13 protein-coding genes are annotated in these 16151 nt (G+C 65.0%); 7 read left to right on the top strand and 6 right to left on the bottom strand.

Features of this window, described 5'->3' with window-relative positions; all coding sequences use genetic code 11:
* Positions 1 to 117 precede the first annotated feature (117 nt).
* From AC1MCA_RS20445 to AC1MCA_RS20435, 3 genes are all read left to right on the top strand, one after another.
* Positions 118 to 1674 (top strand): circularly permuted type 2 ATP-grasp protein, encoded by a 1557-nt coding sequence (locus AC1MCA_RS20445; RefSeq protein WP_479800168.1) that lies wholly within the window; start codon positions 118 to 120, stop codon positions 1672 to 1674.
* A 75-nt stretch (positions 1675 to 1749) separates the two neighbouring features.
* Complete coding sequence (locus tag AC1MCA_RS20440) at positions 1750 to 2676, top strand: alpha-E domain-containing protein (protein WP_108598852.1); 927 nt, start codon at positions 1750 to 1752, stop codon at positions 2674 to 2676.
* Positions 2673 to 3524: a transglutaminase family protein gene (locus AC1MCA_RS20435; protein WP_479800167.1), complete on the top strand. Its 852-nt coding sequence runs from the start codon at positions 2673 to 2675 to the stop codon at positions 3522 to 3524. The genes AC1MCA_RS20440 and AC1MCA_RS20435 overlap by 4 nt, the downstream gene beginning before the upstream one ends.
* 31 nt (positions 3525 to 3555) lie before the next feature.
* On the opposite strand, the gene AC1MCA_RS20430 is transcribed toward AC1MCA_RS20435, so the two are convergent.
* From AC1MCA_RS20430 to glgC, 3 genes are read right to left on the bottom strand one after another with little or no spacing between them, the layout of a single operon-like run.
* The gene (locus AC1MCA_RS20430) at positions 3556 to 4020 is read right to left on the bottom strand and encodes a pyridoxamine 5'-phosphate oxidase family protein (protein ID WP_131681410.1); all 465 of its coding nucleotides are present in this window, start codon (positions 4018 to 4020) and stop codon (positions 3556 to 3558) included.
* Between the two features lie 37 nt (positions 4021 to 4057).
* Entirely contained in the window at positions 4058 to 5509 is a 1452-nt protein-coding gene (locus tag AC1MCA_RS20425; protein ID WP_479800166.1) for an SDR family NAD(P)-dependent oxidoreductase, read from the bottom strand.
* A 60-nt stretch (positions 5510 to 5569) separates the two neighbouring features.
* Positions 5570 to 6982 carry a glucose-1-phosphate adenylyltransferase gene (gene glgC / locus AC1MCA_RS20420; protein ID WP_479800165.1) on the bottom strand — a complete coding sequence of 471 codons (1413 nt, stop codon included), beginning with the start codon at positions 6980 to 6982 and terminating at the stop codon, positions 5570 to 5572.
* 101 nt (positions 6983 to 7083) lie between these two features.
* Between glgC and glgA the strand changes: the two genes are divergently transcribed.
* Entirely contained in the window at positions 7084 to 8280 is a 1197-nt protein-coding gene (gene glgA, locus AC1MCA_RS20415; RefSeq protein WP_479800164.1) for a glycogen synthase, read from the top strand.
* 192 nt (positions 8281 to 8472) lie between these two features.
* Here the strand turns inward: glgA and AC1MCA_RS20410 are convergent, their stop codons facing one another.
* Together AC1MCA_RS20410 and AC1MCA_RS20405 are read right to left on the bottom strand one after the other, a co-directional pair.
* Positions 8473 to 10602 carry an acyl-CoA dehydrogenase family protein gene (locus tag AC1MCA_RS20410; protein WP_479800163.1) on the bottom strand — a complete coding sequence of 710 codons (2130 nt, stop codon included), beginning with the start codon at positions 10600 to 10602 and terminating at the stop codon, positions 8473 to 8475.
* 1 nt (position 10603) lies between these two features.
* Positions 10604 to 11311: a TetR/AcrR family transcriptional regulator gene (locus AC1MCA_RS20405; protein ID WP_479800162.1), complete on the bottom strand. Its 708-nt coding sequence runs from the start codon at positions 11309 to 11311 to the stop codon at positions 10604 to 10606.
* A gap of 61 nt (positions 11312 to 11372) precedes the next feature.
* Here AC1MCA_RS20405 and AC1MCA_RS20400 point away from each other — a divergent pair, with 61 nt between their 5' ends.
* From AC1MCA_RS20400 to AC1MCA_RS20390, 3 genes are read left to right on the top strand one after another with little or no spacing between them, the layout of a single operon-like run.
* On the top strand, positions 11373 to 12740 hold the full coding sequence (locus tag AC1MCA_RS20400; RefSeq protein ID WP_479800161.1) for an acetyl-CoA C-acetyltransferase: 1368 nt from the start codon (positions 11373 to 11375) through the stop codon (positions 12738 to 12740).
* Positions 12741 to 12749: 9 nt separating this feature from the next.
* Positions 12750 to 14090, top strand: a complete 1341-nt coding sequence (locus AC1MCA_RS20395) for a 3-oxoacyl-ACP reductase (RefSeq protein ID WP_479800160.1) — start codon at positions 12750 to 12752, stop codon at positions 14088 to 14090.
* Positions 14087 to 14998 carry a MaoC family dehydratase gene (locus AC1MCA_RS20390; protein WP_479800159.1) on the top strand — a complete coding sequence of 304 codons (912 nt, stop codon included), beginning with the start codon at positions 14087 to 14089 and terminating at the stop codon, positions 14996 to 14998. Before AC1MCA_RS20395 ends, AC1MCA_RS20390 begins: the two co-directional genes overlap by 4 nt.
* A 22-nt stretch (positions 14999 to 15020) precedes the next feature.
* Here AC1MCA_RS20390 and AC1MCA_RS20385 read toward each other — a convergent pair whose 3' ends face one another.
* The gene (locus tag AC1MCA_RS20385; RefSeq protein WP_479803485.1) at positions 15021 to 16103 is read right to left on the bottom strand and encodes an FUSC family protein; all 1083 of its coding nucleotides are present in this window, start codon (positions 16101 to 16103) and stop codon (positions 15021 to 15023) included.
* Positions 16104 to 16151 lie beyond the last annotated feature (48 nt).

Here is a 16151-nt window from a genome sequence, read left to right as displayed (position 1 = left end):
GGCACTCACCTACTTTGCCGGATGGGTCCGGGATTCGACGAACCGGCGACGCCGCTACAACACGCCACAATGGATGACGGTAATGATTTCGAAACAAAAAGATGGTTGGCTAAAGGGATGTCAGACCTATTCCAGGATTACTCGGTAGCCGCCGTGCGCACCGGTGCCTACGACGAGATGTTCACCCCCGGCCAGGAGGCCCGCGACTCCTACGCGGAGGTGGCGGACGCGCTCGGCAAGCTCTCCCTTGCGGACGTCAGCGCACGGGCGGACTCGATGGCCCGGACCTTCCTGGACCGTGGTGTGACTTTCGACTTCGCGGGGGAGGAGCGGCCGTTCCCGCTGGACATTGTTCCCCGCGTCATCCCTGCTGATGAGTGGACCGTGCTGGAAAAAGGCGTGGCACAGCGGGTGCGGGCCCTTGAGGCCTTCCTGAACGATGTCTACGACAAGATGGCAGTGGTAACGGACGGCGTCATTCCACGCCAACTGGTGACCACCAGCGCCCACTTCCACCGCCAGGTGCACGGCTTCGAGCCCGCCGGCGGTGTCCGGGTCCACATTTCCGGCATCGATGTTGTCCGCGACGCCGCCGGAACCTTCCGCGTGCTGGAGGACAACGTCCGGGTTCCCTCCGGCGTCAGCTACGTCCTGGAAAACCGCAGGGCAATGGCCAAAGGCCTGCCCGAAGCGTTCGGCCAGCAGCTGATCAGGCCGGTTGAGGAATACCCCCGCCGGCTGCTGTCTGCCCTGCGCAAAACGGCGCCCGCCGGCGTCGATGATCCCACCGTGGTGGTACTGACCCCTGGCGTCTTCAACAGCGCCTACTTCGAACACACCCTGCTGGCCGGCCTGATGGGCGTGGAGCTGGTTGAAGGCCGCGACCTCATTTGCCGCGGCAACCGCGTCTACATGCGCACCACGGCCGGCGAACAGCGCGTGGACGTGATCTACAAACGGATCGACGACGAATTCCTGGATCCCCTGCAGTTCCGCTCCGATTCGATGCTCGGCTGCCCCGGCCTGGTCAACGCTGCGCGTGCCGGCGGCGTGACCATCGCCAACGCCGTGGGCAACGGCGTAGCCGACGACAAACTCGTTTACAGCTACGTCCCGGACCTGATCCGGTACTACCTCAACGAGGAACCCGTCATTGCGAACGTGGACACCTTCCGGCTTGAAGAGAAGGAAGCCCGGGAGTACGTCCTGGACAACCTCGCCGAACTGGTGGTCAAGCCCGTGGACGGCTCCGGCGGCAAGGGCCTGGTCATCGGGCCGGATGCATCCAAGGACGAACTCGAAGCATTGCGCCAGCGGGTGGTGGCAGACCCCCGCGGCTGGATCGCCCAGCCGGTGCTGCAGTTGTCCACCGTGCCTACCCTGGGCGGGGACAAGTTCGGCCCGCGGCACGTGGACCTTCGCCCCTTTGCCGTGAACGACGGCGACGATGTCTGGGTCCTGCCCGGCGGCCTGACCCGGGTGGCGCTGAAGGAAGGTTCCCTGATCGTCAACTCCAGCCAGGGCGGCGGCTCGAAGGACACCTGGGTCCTGGCGGACTCGCCGCAGGTGCCGGTGGAAACGCTTCCGCGTCCCACCATCTCCATTCGTGAACGGGTCTCCGTGTGGCCCGTTGAGAGCAACTGGCGCGACCGCCAGTCGGAGCAGCAGCAGTGAGGCCGGCGCACGAACCGGCACCATCAGTAACGGGTACATTCCCACAGATTTCGGACGCGCAGGAGGTAACCGCGAATGCTTAGCCGTATTGCTGAGTCCCTTTTTTGGATCGGACGGTATGTGGAGCGTGCGGACGGCACTGCACGCATCCTGGACGTGCACCTGGAACGCCTCAACCACCTGCCGATGGAAGAACGCCGGCGGGTGGCGCAGGAACTCCTCGCCGTTATGGGCGCCCGGCCGGAAAGCGAGGACTTCGGCCTGCCCGAACTCCTTCACGCCCTGGCGTACGACAAAACCAGCGCCACGTCCATTGCAGGCTCCCTTGGCGCTGCCCGCGAGAACGCCCGCCGTGCCCGTGAGACGGTCTCCTCAGGATTGTGGGAAAGCCTCAACACCACCTACTACGGGCTGAGCCAGCACCGCAAGGACGTTGTGGGGACCTACCGTTTCTGCAACTGGACGCTGGAACGGACCGCCATGGTGAGCGGCCTGGCAGACACCACCGTGAGCCACGACGAAAGCTGGCTGTTCCTGGTCCTTGGCCGTTCCCTGGAGCGCGCGGACATGACAGCGCGTATGCTCTCCACCCGGGATGTCCTCTCTGCAGGCATGTCCTGGGTCAACATGCTGCGCTGCGCGGGGGCCTACGAGTCCTTCCTGCGGACCCGGCGGGCTGCCTTCGGTGACCAGCACGCCGCCGAGTTCCTCCTCCTGGACCGGTTGTTCCCCCGTTCCATCGTTTACGCCCTGCGTGACGCTGATGAATGCCTCGCCAAGCTGGACCCGTCGGCGCAGCGCGTTGGTTTCATCAACGACGCCCGCCGGATCGTCGGCCAGGCCAGGACCTTCCTCGAGTTCCACCGGACCGACGACCTGATGTCCGAACTGCCCGAGCACATGGAACGCGTGCAGAAGGCCGTAGCCCAGGCCTCGGACGCCATTTCCCGTAAATACTTCAATCAGGCCGACGAACTTGCCTGGGTGGGAGAAGTTTCATGACCCGGCTGAGCATCGTCCATACGACGGCCTACAAGTACAACAAGCGCGTCACGCTCTCCTACAACGAAGCCCGCATGACGCCGCTGACAGATCCCCACCAGGTGGTCCTCGAATCAGTGCTCAAGGTCTCGCCAACGCAGGCGGCCGTGAGCAGCTACCGGGACTACTGGGGCACCAGGGTCACGGCGTTCGACATGCAGATGCCCCACGATCACCTCGAAGTCATCTCCAACATCACCGTCGAAGTGCACCGGGCTGAAAAGATCCCTGCTGACTCCGACATCGCCGGCTGGGACGTCCTGGCTTCCGCGGAGACCCTGAACACCTACAGCGACTGGTTGCCGCAGTCCCAGCTCAGCCGCCCGGGGGACGAGGTCCTGGGCATCATTCCCGGGGTGGTGGAGGGCAAGAACCCGTATGAGGCTGCCATGGCTGTCTTTGAGTGGATGCGCGGCGAGATGACCTACATGACAGGCTCCACGGCTGTCACTACCAACGCCGAAGAAGCCTGGGGCCAGCGGCAGGGTGTCTGCCAGGACCTTGCGCATCTGGCCATTGGCGCCCTGCGCAGCTGCGGCATTCCCGCCCGTTACGTTTCCGGTTACCTGCACCCGCGGTCGACGGCGGGGATCGGCGAGACAGTGGCCGGCCAGTCCCATGCGTGGCTGGAGTGGTGGGACGGAGACTGGCGGAGCTGGGATCCTACGAACCACAAGCCCGCAGGCGATTACCACGTCACCGTGGCCAAGGGCCGGGACTACCGGGACGTGCCGCCGTTGAAGGGCATCCTCTCCGGCGGCGGCGGATCGGCGCTGAGCGTCAGCGTGGAGATCACCCGCTTGGCCTGAGTCCTGCCCTGGCGGCACGTTCCCGGAGGGGTTACTCCGGGGATGCCTTCGCTGCTCCGCTGAGCTGCGTCCACCATGTCACAGGTGCGGTGACTTTGAACCGCCTGCCCGTCAGGGTGTCGGGGCTGATCCTCACAAAGACGTCCTTTTTCCCGGCTTGCCACGGGAACAGGAAGAGGGCTGCCGTGTCCAGGATCCGCTCCGTTCCCTTGACCACGGCTGCGGGTCCCTTCAGCACCACGCTCCAGGCAAGGCCGGTGACGGCGTCAACGCCGTCAGCCTCCACCGCCACCGGTGAGCCACCGGTGGCGCTGGCCAGCTTCGTTCCCTCAGCGGTACGGAAAACAAGCGTGCCGCCGTCGACGGTGTAGTTGATGGGGAAGATGTCCGGATGGCCGTCAACCACCACGGCCAGCCTGCCCACGGACACTGTCCGGAGCAGTTCCCAGCACTCGTGGTGTTCCAGCTTATGCACTTCGGAAATTGATTCGCTCATGCCGCTGAGCCTACGCTGTGGCGGCCGGGCACAACAGTTACCAGGGGCTGGGTTTGTAATCCTTGAGGAAGACGCCGTACTGGTCCTCGCCCTGTTCGCCCATGACGATCGGATCGTAAACCCGTGCGGCCCCGTCCACCAGGTCCAGGGGTGCATGGAAGCCCTCTTCCATCAGCCGGACCTTGGTGAAGTGCGGGCGTTCATCGGTGATCCAGCCCGTGTCCACGGCGGTCATCAGGATGCCGTCGGTGTCCAGCATTTCCTGCGCGCTGGTCCGGGTCATCATGTTTAGCGCGGCTTTGGCCATGTTGGTGTGAGGATGCCCGGGTCCCTTGTACGCGCGGGAGAACTGGCCTTCCATGGCCGAGACGTTCACGATGTACTTCCGGTGCGCCGTGGAGCGTTTCATCGCATCCCGGAGCCTGCTCACGAGCAGGAACGGAGCGGTAACGTTGCAGAGCTGGACTTCCAGCATTTCCAGCGGGTCCACCTCGTCCACCACCTGGGTCCAGCTGTTGATGCCCGCAAGGTCCGGGACCAGCCCGCCGGCGTCGATGGCCGTGCCCGAGGCAATGCGCTCCAGCGAAGCTGATCCGGTGGACAACGCCAGGGATGTGATGGCGTCGCCGGCCAGCACAGGGTGCTCAGTGACACTGCTGGCCAGGGCAAGCGGGTGTTTGTCGTGGGCGTGGCCGAACGTCACCAGCTCCGGACCGCCGTTGGCCGGTTCCAGGGCGGCCGGCAGTGGCTCGTCCTCGGCATCCACCAGCGGCTTGTAGGCGTTGCCGGAGCGGCGGACCGTCTGTGCGGCATTGTTGATGATGATATCCAACGGACCGGCGGCGTTGAGGGAATCCGTCAGTGCCATCACCTGCGATGGGTCGCGCAGGTCGATGCCCACAATGCGGAGCCGGTGCAGCCACTCGCCGCTGTCCTCCATGGCCGCGAACCTGCGCGCAGCATCCTTGGGGAACCTGGTGGTGATGGTGGTGTGTGCCCCGTCCCGGAGCAGGCGCAGGGCGATGTACATACCGATCTTGGCCCGCCCGCCGGTCAGCAGGGCACGCCTGCCGGACAGGTCCGTGCGGGCATCGCGCTTGCTGTGGCTGAAGGCCGCGCACTCAGGGCAGAGCTGGTGGTAGAAAGCGTCCACCTGGGTGTAGTGCTTCTTGCAGATGTAGCACGGACGCGAACGGATCAGATGCCCGGCCACCTTGCCCGTGGCTGACGTCTCCAGCTTGTTGCCGCGCGTTTCGTCGTCGATCCGGTCCGGGGCCGCAGTGGCCGTCTGGGCTATGACCGCACGGTCCGCTTCGGAAATAAGATCCCGCTTGGTGACTCGGCGGTGCCGCTTCACTGCTTTGAACATTTTGCCGGTGGCACGGCGCACCGAGACGTAGTCAGGGTCTTCCTCGTCATAGACGTGGATAGTGTTCAAAACCTTGAGGCAGGCCTGGATTTCCTCAGGCGTCAGATCGGTGGAGCTCATTGTACCGATTTTACAGCCTGCAAGGAGCCCGGACCGACGGCACCGGGCTCCCCTTGGACGCTACGCCTTGGTTGACTGGCCAGGGACTGTGACTCTGACGGCGGCGGCGTGAACCTCGGCGACCTTTTCCGCCGATTCCCTCAGCTCAGCCCATGTTTCAGTGGCCGCACGTACGGCGTCCGGCACAAGGATGAGGTTGGCAGCCGACAGCGCGCGCTCGGCCTCGTCAGGTTCGGGAACCATCTGCCCTTTCGACAGCACGGTAATGCCTGACTCGGTGACCTTAAAGCCGCGTGCGCGGTCAAGGTCAGCATCGAGGCCGATTGCGGCACCCGCCGGGACTTTGACGTTTTTGTCGATGATGGCTCGCTTTACGACGGCACCCTCACCGATGTTGACCTTGTCCATCAGCACGGAGTCGAGGACGCGGCTGGACCTGCCGACAAAGACGTCGTTGGAGAGCACCGAGCCCTCCACGATGCCACCGGAGATCACGCACCCGCTTGCCACGATGGAATCCAATGCCGAGCCGACCGTATTGCCCTCGCCGCGAACGAACTTAGCGGGCGGGGAGATACTTTGCCGCGTGTAGATGGGCCATTCCGAGTTGTACAGATTAAAGATCGGCACAGGCGAGATGAGGTCTATGTGCGCGTCGTAGAACGAGTCGATGGTACCCACATCGCGCCAGTAGGTCCGGTCACGCTCAGTCGATCCGGGGATCTCGTTGAGGGTGAAGTCGTAGACGCCGGCCTCACCCTGGTCCACGAAGTAGGGGATGATGTCCCCGCCCATGTCGTGCTTGGTATCGAGCCGCTCGGCGTCGACGTGCAGGGCAGCCACCAGGGCGTCGGCGTCGAAGACGTAGTTGCCCATCGAGGCGAGGAACTGGGTGGGATCCGCCGCGAGGCCGGGGGTCGTTGCCGGCTTCTCCACGAATGCGCCGATCTTCTGGGGATCGTTCTGGTCCACTTCGATCACGCCGAACTGGTCGGCCATGTGCAGCGGCTGGCGGACGGCCGCGACAGTGGCTTTGGCACCGCTGGCCACGTGCTGTTCCACCATCTGGGCGAAGTCCATGCGGTACACGTGGTCCGCGCCGACCACAACGACGATGTCAGGGTTGGCGTCATGAATCAGGTTCAGTGACTGGTAGATGGCGTTGGCGCTGCCAAGGAACCAGCTCTTGCCCACGCGCTGCTGTGCAGGGACGGAGGCGACGTAATTGCCGAGCTGGGTGGACATCCGCCAGGTCTCGGAGATGTGCCGGTCAAGGCTGTGCGACTTGTACTGCGTCAGCACCACGATCTGCAGATAGCGGGAATTCACCAGGTTGGAAAGGGCGAAGTCGATCAGGCGGTAGCTGCCCGCAAAGGGTACGGCTGGTTTGGCACGGTCTGCCGTCAGTGGCATTAGCCGGTTTCCCTCGCCGCCTGCGAGGACAATGGCCAGGACTTTTTTGTTCAACGGCATGGTGGTCGCTCCTGTACGCCTTCGTAACTCCCCAAACAGTCCGGCATGCCCGGACTCCTTCACACTAGAACAGTTAAGCCCGAAGGACTACCTTGGGTAGCGTGCGAATAGACATTGTGACTAAAGAGTTCCCGCCGGAGATCTATGGTGGCGCCGGAGTACACGTAGCCGAATTGAGCAGGGTGCTTAGTAAGCATGTTGACCTGCAGGTTCGTGCCTTCGGGGCTCCCCGCGACACCGACTACCACGGCGCCGGGGTGACCTCCTACGCCGTGCCCGAAGACCTCGGATCGGCCAATGCTGCCATCCAGACCCTCGGGGTGGACCTCCGGATCGTGCCGGACGTGGCCGGCGCGGACCTGGTCCATTCGCATACCTGGTACGCCAATATGGCCGGTCATCTGGCGTCCCTGCTCCATGGCATCCCGCATGTCCTGAGCGCCCACAGCCTTGAGCCGCTGCGTCCGTGGAAAGCAGAGCAGCTCGGCGGCGGTTACGCTGTCTCCTCGTGGGTCGAGAAGACAGCCTACGAGGCCGCGGCAGCCATCATCGCGGTCTCCGAGGGCATGCGCCAGGACATCCTGCGCAGCTACCCCGAGGTAGACCCGGCCAAGGTCCGTGTGGTGCATAACGGCATCGACGTCGACATGTGGCACCGCGACGAAAACGATGACGCCATCAAGGCGCTTGGCATTGATCCCGGCAAGCCCAGCGTGGTTTTCGTAGGACGCAACACGCGCCAGAAGGGTGTGCCGTATCTCCTGCGCGCCGCAGCAAAGCTGCCGGCGGATGTGCAGTTGGTGCTGTGCCTCGGCGCTGCCGACACGCCGGAACTGGCCGCAGAAACCGCGCGCCTGATCGAAGAGCTGCAGGCCCAGCGGACCGGCGTGGTCCTCATTGAACGGATGTTGCCGCGCAACGAACTCATCCAGGTCCTCAGCCACGCCACGGCATTTGCCTGCCCCTCCATCTACGAGCCGTTGGGCATCGTCAACCTGGAAGCCATGGCCTGCGGTGCTGCCGTGGTGGCGAGTGCCACCGGCGGCATCCCGGAGGTTGTTGAGCACGGCAAGACCGGCCTGCTGGTGGACATCGAGCAGGTCACCGACGGCACAGGCACGCCTTTGGATCCGGAGAAGTTCGTCACGGAATTCGCCGCTGCCCTGACAGAAGTGGTCTCGGACCCCGAGCGTGCACGGGAAATGGGCCAGGCCGGCCGGCGCCGCGCAGAGGAGCATTTCTCCTGGGAGTCCATCACTGAGACCACCCTCGAGGTGTACCGCTCAGTTTTGTCCTGATGCCCGGCACTGACATACGGTGCAACTGATGATGAACGGACGACGGCGCCGCTCCCCGCAGAAGGGGAGCGGCGCCGTCGTTCGCTACGCTGGGTCACTTCGGACGCAACGCGGGGTCACTCAATGCCCAAACCGGGCCGTCGGAGGGGCGTTAAGTGACCCCGCGTTGACCAATCAGCGGGGAGTGGGCCGTCAGTTTCCGCCAGCTCGTGCAGCTGACGAAGTTCGCGCGATCAGGACCTTCTCTTGCACCGGGGCGGTGCCGCTGGCGCGTTGTGCCCGGAAGTAAGCGCGCGCCTCGTCCTGCCGCGCCTGCTCAGCCCCGGTGGCGATCTCCGCGCGGACATGATCCTCGCCGTAGCCGAAGGCTTCCACCAGGTCCAGCGCATGCGGCCGGATCTTCACCAGCAGCCGGTTGATGTAGTCACCCACGGTGCGTGCCCGCTGCATGGAGAGCCTGCCGTTCATCAGGTACCACGCGAGGTTCTTTTCGATCAGCGAGAGGCCGAAGAGATCGCGAAGCCAGGTCAGGACCGTTTTCGTGCCGGGGTCGGTGATGTCGGCCAAGGCTTCGGTGAAGGCTTCCCACTGCAGAAGCTCGGCGTGGGCCTGGGCGGCGTCGATCAACTCATTCTGGTGCTGGTTGAAAAGGGCTGCACCCTTTTCCACCGGCAGCCTGTTGGCGCCCTTCAGCGCCGACCCGACGTCGGCCACCATGGTCTGGACCCGATCGGTGAGCAACGCGCGCTGGCCGGCCTCATCCCGCAGCGCAATAGCCGCCTTCTGCGCCAGTCCGGTATCGGCGACAAATTGCGCAACCTGGCGCAGGCCGGTGCGGTGGATGGCGGCGCCCGTGGCCTGCCCAACAACGTAGCGGGCCATAACGCCGAAATCGACGTTCCTGAATTCCTTGGCATAGTCGGCCAGGAGCCGCTTGGCCACAAGCTGGAGGAGCACCGTGTTGTCGCCCTCAAAGGTGACGTACACATCGAGGTCAGCACGGAGGGAGGCGAAACGGTTTTCGATCAGGAAGCCGGCGCCGCCACATGCTTCGCGGCACTCCTGCAGGGTGTCGAGGGCATGCCAGGTACTGAGCGGCTTGAGGGCCGCCGCGAGGGTCTCCAGATCCTGCCGGTCCGCGTCAGTGTCATGGGCGCCCGAGAACACTTCGTCATACTTCTGGAGCAGCTGCTCGTGCGCGAAGCCTGCCGCGTAGGTGGTGGCCAGGCGGGTGAGCAGGCGGCGCTGGTGGCGCTGGTAATCCAGGAGCACTTCCTCGTCGGTGTGGGACGAGGCGTTGAACTGACGGCGCTCGGCAGCGTAGCGGATGGCGGCCGTCAGGGCGATCTTCGATGCAGCAACTGCCGCACCGTCCAGTGACACGCGGCCCTGGACGAGCGTCCCCAACATGGTGAAGAACCGCCTGCCGGGGCTGGCGATGGGGGAGGTGTAGGAACCGTCGGCTCCCACGTCGCCGTAGCGGTTGAGCAGGTTTGTCCGGGGGATGCGGACGTTGTCGAAATGCAGCCGGCCGTTGTCGATGCCGTTGAGGCCGCCCTTGACGCCGTCGTCTTCACCGCCAATTCCCGGCAGGAACTGCTTGGTCTCCGGGTCACGCAGCTCCACGTAAAAGGCGTGGACGCCGTGGTTGACGTCCTTGGTCACCAGCTGGGCAAAGACAACTGCGCTGAGGCCATCGATGGCAGCGTTTCCGATGTAGTCCTTCCAGGCAGCACGGAACGGCGTGTGGATCACGAACTCCTGGGTGTCCGGGTCAAACGTTGCCGTGGTGGCGATGCTGGCGACATCGGAGCCGTGGCCGGTCTCGGTCATCGCAAAGCAGCCGGGGATCTCCAGGCTCATGATCCCGGGCAGCCACTTGGCATGGTGTTCGGCGGTCCCAAGGTGCATCACGGCTGAGCCGAAGAGCCCCCATTGGACGCCGGCCTTGATCTGCAGGGACGGATCTGCAGTGACCAATTCCTCGAATCCGGCCACATTGCCGCCGTGGTCATCCGCACCGCCCAGCTCCACCGGAAATGCCCGGTGCACGCCGTTGTTCTCGACGAGGTATTTCAGCTGGCCGAAAGCCCTGGCCCGGTGGTCGGTGTGGGTAAGGCCTTCGATTTTGTGCAGTTCCGGCTTGCCGGCCAGGGTTCGTGCCTGCCGGCGGGAAGCGGCCCACTTGCCGAGCAGCTGTTCGCCGAGGGCCGCAACGTCGACGGCGGGCTGGACGGCCGGCTGGACGGCGGGCCGCTGGCGGGCAGCTGAAATGCCCGCCGCGGGACCCTTGCCGGTGGGACGGTCAACTACTTCGGTCATGTCAATGTCCTTCGTTGGTTCTGACGGATGGTTCGATAAGTTCAGGGGCTATACCGACGCACAGCCAGGCTGTGATCTGCCGGGCCATGGCTTCCTGGTCGGGTTTCGATGCGGAGGCGGGAGTGCTGAGCCACTGTTCGCCGGCATTCCGGACCAGGCCGATGGCGGCAGTGGGCCAATAGCCGATCACGGCTTCCTTGCCGCCGCCCAGATGTGTCCGCATCGGTGCGGCGATCATCTCGGCAATGGATTCGAAGAAGTGCCCAAGTGCGCCGGAAATCGCGGCCGGGGCCGGGGAACTGCCCGCTTCGGCCGGGGCAGAGCGGGTGACGAAGCTGTAGACGTTGGGGCTGGTTTCAGCCATCTGGAGGTAGGCGGAAATCATGGCCAGCAGACCTTCACGCGGGGTCTGGGCGCTCTGGGCAGCTTCACCGATCTTGCGCTGCATCTGGCTCAGGACCACTTCACCGACGGCCTGCTGCAGGCCCGCTTTGTCGCCAAAATACCTGTAGAAGACCGACTTTGAGGTACCGGCGGCGGCTGCGATTTCCTCCATGGAAGCATCACTGCCCAAGGCGTGGACAGCCCGCCGGGCAGACTTGATGAGCTCCCTGCGGCGCTCCTCCCGGTGCGTCTGCCAGCGGGACGAACGGCCGTCGGCACTCGCGTCGGAAGCCGGCGTCGGTAGGTCTGCGGGGAGGTTGTTCACGATACCCAGCGTATCAGGTACGCTGGGTATCGGTAACCGCCGCAGATCAGAGGAGACACCCATGTCCGTCGAGGGACAGTCCACACCCGGACCCCAGGAATTCAGCAGCGCCGCAGCTTCCGGCAGCGGGTGGCCAGTCCGCCGGGCAGTGGTGGTGGGGGGTAACAGGATCCCGTTCGCCCGCACAGGGGGCGCCTACACAAAGTCTTCGAACCAGGACATGCTCACCGCCGCCCTGGACGGCCTGATTGCCAGGTTTGGGCTGCAGGATGAACGCATCGGCGAGGTAGCTGCCGGGGCGGTCCTCAAGCATTCCAGGGATTTCAACCTCACCCGCGAGGCTGTTCTCGGTTCCGCACTATCTGCTGAGACCCCCGCGTATGACGTGCAGCAGGCGTGCGCCACGGGCCTTGAGACGGTCCTCAGCCTGGCCAACAAGATCAAGCTGGGCCAGATCGATTCCGCGATCGCCGGCGGCGTGGACTCGGCCTCGGATGCGCCGATTGCGGTCAGCGAAGGTCTGCGCGAAGTTCTGCTGGATCTCAACCGGGCCAAGACCCTTCCGCAACGGCTGAAGGTGCTGAGCCGGCTCCGGCCCAAGGACATTGCCCCGGACGCGCCCAACACCGGGGAGCCCCGTACGGGCCTGTCCATGGGGGAGCACCAGGCGCTGACCACGGCCCAGTGGAATATCCCGCGTGAAGCCCAGGACGAGCTTGCCTTCAACAGCCACCGCAACCTTGCCGCTGCCTACGACGCCGGTTTCTTTGATGATCTCCTCACGCCCTACCGCGGGCTGTCCCGGGACTCGAACCTGAGGGCGGACACCACCCTGGAGAAACTGGCGACCCTTAAGCCCGTCTTTGGCAAGAGCCTGGGCGCCGAAGCCACCATGACGGCAGGCAACTCAACTCCGCTGACCGATGGGGCATCGACCGTGCTGCTGGCCTCGGAGGAATGGGCCGATGCCCACGACCTGCCCAAGCTCGCAGCCGTGGTGGACGGTGAAGCTGCGGCCGTGGATTTTGTCCACGGCAAGGACGGCCTCCTGATGGCTCCCGCGTTCGCCGTGCCGCGGTTGCTGGCGCGCAACGGGCTGACCCTGGCCGACTTCGACTTCTTCGAAATCCACGAAGCCTTCGCCGGGACGGTGCTGAGCACCCTGGCAGCCTGGGAGGACGAGGAATTCGGCCGCACCCGGCTGGGGCTGGACGGCGCCTTCGGCAGCATCGACCGCACCAGACTGAACGTCAACGGCTCCTCCCTCGCCGCGGGGCACCCGTTCGCAGCAACCGGCGGACGGATTGTCGCCTCGCTCGCCAAGATGCTCGAGGCCAAGGGCACGGTTGACGGACGGCCGGCACGCGGACTCATTTCCATCTGCGCGGCCGGCGGCCAGGGCGTCGTCGCAATTCTCGAAGCACTTTAGGGGGACCGGATGACGGACAAATACACCCAATTGGTGAACCAGGGGCTCGGGCGGAACGTCGCGAACAAGCTTGGCCTTCCCCAACCGGCAATCCTGCGCCGCTACCAGCCGGGACAGCCACTGATCACAGGTCCGGTTCTGGTCCAGGGAACCACTCCAGGCGCGGATACCCTCGCGGCCGCACTGCTCGCCTGGGACCTCGACGTCCGGAGGCATGCCGTTCCCCGCGAACGGCTGGGCGCCATCATCCTGGTCCTGGACGACGTCGCCCATCCAGGCGAACTGGAACGGCCCATCCTGTCGGTTGCCTCGTCGCTGCGCGACCTCGCCCCGAGCGGTCGTTTCCTGACGGTTTCCCGGCCCGTCACTGATGGTGTGACGCCCGCACGGGCAGCCGCGAGGCAAGGTGTTGACGGTTTCCTGCGTTCGCTGGCCATGGAGCTCAGGGCAGGGGCTACCGGTAACGGGATCCTGCTCGGAGATGCAGTGGAGACCACGAGCCCCAGCACCCTGGCAGCCGTTCGGTTCCTGCTCTCAGGCCGTTCCGCCTACGTGGACGGACAGTTCCTGACCGTCACTTCCCCTGATGGACAGTTGCCTGCTGACCTCGACAGACCCCTCGCAGGCAAGGTCGCCGTTGTCACCGGCGCCGCCCGGGGTATTGGTGCGGCCATTGCCCGCACGCTCCACCGCGACGGGGCCACCATGGTGCTGGTGGACATCCCCGCCGCCGGGGACCACCTCGCCGGTGTTGCCAATGAGCTTCACGGCACCGCCCTGCAACTGGACATCAGCCGCGAAGATGCCGGCCAGCGGATCATTGACCACGCAGTGCAGCGCCACGGCCGCTTGGACATCGTCATCCACAACGCCGGGATCACCAGGGACAAGCTGCTGGCGAACATGGACCACACCCGCTGGAGTTCTGTCATCAACGTCAACATTGCCGCCCAGCTCCGGATCAACGAAGCGCTCCTCGCCTCAGATCATTTCCGCAGCTCCCCGCGGATCGTCTCAGTGGCCTCCACCAGCGGAATTGCCGGTAACCGCGGGCAGACAAACTACGCAGCATCCAAGGCGGGAGTCATGGGCATGGTCCGGGCAGCTGCGCCATTGCTGGCCGAGCGGGGCGGAACCATTAACGCCGTGGCTCCAGGCTTCATCGAAACGGACATGACCGCCCGGGTCCCGTTGGTGCTCCGGGAGGCCGGCCGCCGGCTGAACTCGCTCCGCCAGGGTGGGCAGCCCGCAGACGTGGCCGAAGCCATCGCCTTCCTGGCCAGCGATGCCGCGGGCGGCATCAACGGCGGCGTGCTGCGCGTCTGCGGACAGTACATGGTGGGGGCATGAGCCTGGTCCAGCCTGTCATCCTTGGGGACATGCCGTCCCTGTCCAAGCTGTACGTCAACGCCGCCGCGCAGGCCGCCCGCCGGCGGGTGCTGGGGACCCACACCGGTTCGCGCCTGCCCGATAGCGGCCATGAGGTGAGGGGGGTCACGGCCGACGTCGGCAACCTCACCGCGTACCAGCACCTCATCGGACTGACCGCACGGGACACCCTGCCTGCCGGCTACCTTCATGCGCTGACATTCCCACTGGCCATCAGTGTGATGAACCGTGACGATTTTCCGCTGCCCATGCTCGGGATGATCCACCTCAGCAACCATGTGGAGCAACGCTCGCCAATCCTGTTCACCCAGCCGTTGGACATCGTCGCGTGGTCGGAAAACCTCAGGGGCCACCGGGCGGGGACGCAACTGGATATAGTTGCCGAAATCCGGGCGTCCGGTTCACCGGACATCCGCTGGGCCGGGCGGTCAACGTACCTGGCGAAGGGAGTCTTCCTGCCAGGGATTGACAAGCCGACCCCGCCCAATGGCGTCAAGGACTTCGCCCCGGGGGACCCGACGGCGATCTGGCACCTGGGTGTCGATACCGGCAGGGCCTATGCCGCCGTATCCGGGGACTTCAACCCGATCCACCTGAGCGTACTGTCGGCCAAGGCGCTGGGGATGAGGCGTTCCATAGCCCACGGCATGTATCTCGCCTCGCGCGCCCTCGCAGATGTCGGCCCGGCCAAGGGAGACGCCTTCAGCTGGGACGTCACCTTCGAGGCGCCGGTATTCCTTCCCGCGCGTGTTGCCTTGGATATCAGGACGGAGCAGGGGCCTGGCGGAGCGTGGCAGCGTTCTGACTATGTCGCTTGGAACCCCCACTCGGGCCGGAAGCACTTCAGCGGCACGGTGGCGACGCTCTAGGACAGACTCCAGCGCGGCCGGGCTAACCGGGTTCCGGCCGCGCCGCCCGGAGAATCCGGTGCAGGCTCAGGAGGATGGACTCGGAAGCCGGCACGGTGCCTTCAGCAGGCTTCCGCGCGGCAGCTGCGGCACTGCAGTGTTCGACTGCAGCTTCCGCTGAACCGAACAATTGCCGCTGTTCCTGGAGATCCTCGTGCTGGAATGAGCCCAACAGCTGGCCAGTGGCAATCATGGCATCCGCGAGCGGAGCACTGTCCTCAAAGGGAACCTCGTAGGGCACGTCATCCTTCCAGATGACATCGGAGAGGACTTCGGTCATGTCCTGGATATGGAAGGTCACCCGCTCCAGTTCACGGAGGTTGCGGTAGTCAAGATCCACGTCGCGGGGATGGAGCTTGCGCCGCGGGTTGGCACGGCGGCTGGCGTCAGCTTCCTCAACGAGGTGGCGAACCGTCCGTGCCGCTCCTGCCAACTGATCCGAGCGCCTTGCCCAGTCCTCGTGCTCGGGCGGCCATTCCTCTTTCAGGGCCGCCCCCATGTCAGTGAGTTGCCGGCCCAACGCGGCGCGGAGTTCGTCCAGGCTTTCCGCCGCTGCTGCGAAATGCAGGGGAGGGAAGATCAGGAAATTCACTGCAATGCCCACGGCCACGCCAACGCCCATCTGGATCAGGTAACCAAACGAGAAATCGTCCGGGTTGCTGCCGCCCACCAACAGCACCAGTAGCGCCGCCGTCGGGATCCAGTCACTGCCGGAGCCGAGCCTCGGCAGTCCGCCGAGCAGGACACCGATACCCATAAAAACGGCCACGCTTACCGGCGAGGGATCAGTGACATTGACCAGGACAAAGGCCAAGCCAATTCCCATGGCGAGGCCGATCAGGGCCTGGAGACCCTGCTTCACCGATCCCGCCACGTTGTGGTACATCGCCACCAGGGCGCCCAACGGGGCGTAGTACGGGTAGTTGGCCGCGGCGCCCGGCATCAGGGGCGCGATGAGAAATGCCAGGCCTGCTGCGATCGCCGCCTTGGCGGCCAGTTGCAGCCGCTGCGCAGTAAATGCCGTGGACAGCCCGGCTACGGCATTCCTCAGAAGCCGGGTCCCCATCGGTTGGGCTTCAGGCTGGCTTTTAGAGTTTCGCACTGCCCAACATTA

Source organism: Arthrobacter sp. BK1, assembly GCF_056680055.1.
This window is presented reverse-complemented; position numbering and strand designations above follow the sequence as displayed.

What these genes read in the sequence shown, in the direction of transcription:
- AC1MCA_RS20430 (WP_131681410.1), bottom strand. Translation starts at nt 4,020, where the DNA reads ATGAGCGAATCAATTTCCGAAGTGCATAAGCTGGAACACCACGAGTGC.
- AC1MCA_RS20400 (WP_479800161.1), top strand. Translation starts at nt 11,373, where the DNA reads ATGTCCGTCGAGGGACAGTCCACACCCGGACCCCAGGAATTCAGCAGC.
- glgC (WP_479800165.1), bottom strand. Translation starts at nt 6,982, where the DNA reads ATGCCGTTGAACAAAAAAGTCCTGGCCATTGTCCTCGCAGGCGGCGAG.
- AC1MCA_RS20425 (WP_479800166.1), bottom strand. Translation starts at nt 5,509, where the DNA reads ATGAGCTCCACCGATCTGACGCCTGAGGAAATCCAGGCCTGCCTCAAG.
- AC1MCA_RS20385 (WP_479803485.1), bottom strand. Translation starts at nt 16,103, where the DNA reads ATGGGGACCCGGCTTCTGAGGAATGCCGTAGCCGGGCTGTCCACGGCA.
- AC1MCA_RS20435 (WP_479800167.1), top strand. Translation starts at nt 2,673, where the DNA reads ATGACCCGGCTGAGCATCGTCCATACGACGGCCTACAAGTACAACAAG.
- AC1MCA_RS20395 (WP_479800160.1), top strand. Translation starts at nt 12,750, where the DNA reads ATGACGGACAAATACACCCAATTGGTGAACCAGGGGCTCGGGCGGAAC.
- AC1MCA_RS20440 (WP_108598852.1), top strand. Translation starts at nt 1,750, where the DNA reads ATGCTTAGCCGTATTGCTGAGTCCCTTTTTTGGATCGGACGGTATGTG.
- AC1MCA_RS20445 (WP_479800168.1), top strand. Translation starts at nt 118, where the DNA reads ATGTCAGACCTATTCCAGGATTACTCGGTAGCCGCCGTGCGCACCGGT.
- AC1MCA_RS20410 (WP_479800163.1), bottom strand. Translation starts at nt 10,602, where the DNA reads ATGACCGAAGTAGTTGACCGTCCCACCGGCAAGGGTCCCGCGGCGGGC.
- AC1MCA_RS20390 (WP_479800159.1), top strand. Translation starts at nt 14,087, where the DNA reads ATGAGCCTGGTCCAGCCTGTCATCCTTGGGGACATGCCGTCCCTGTCC.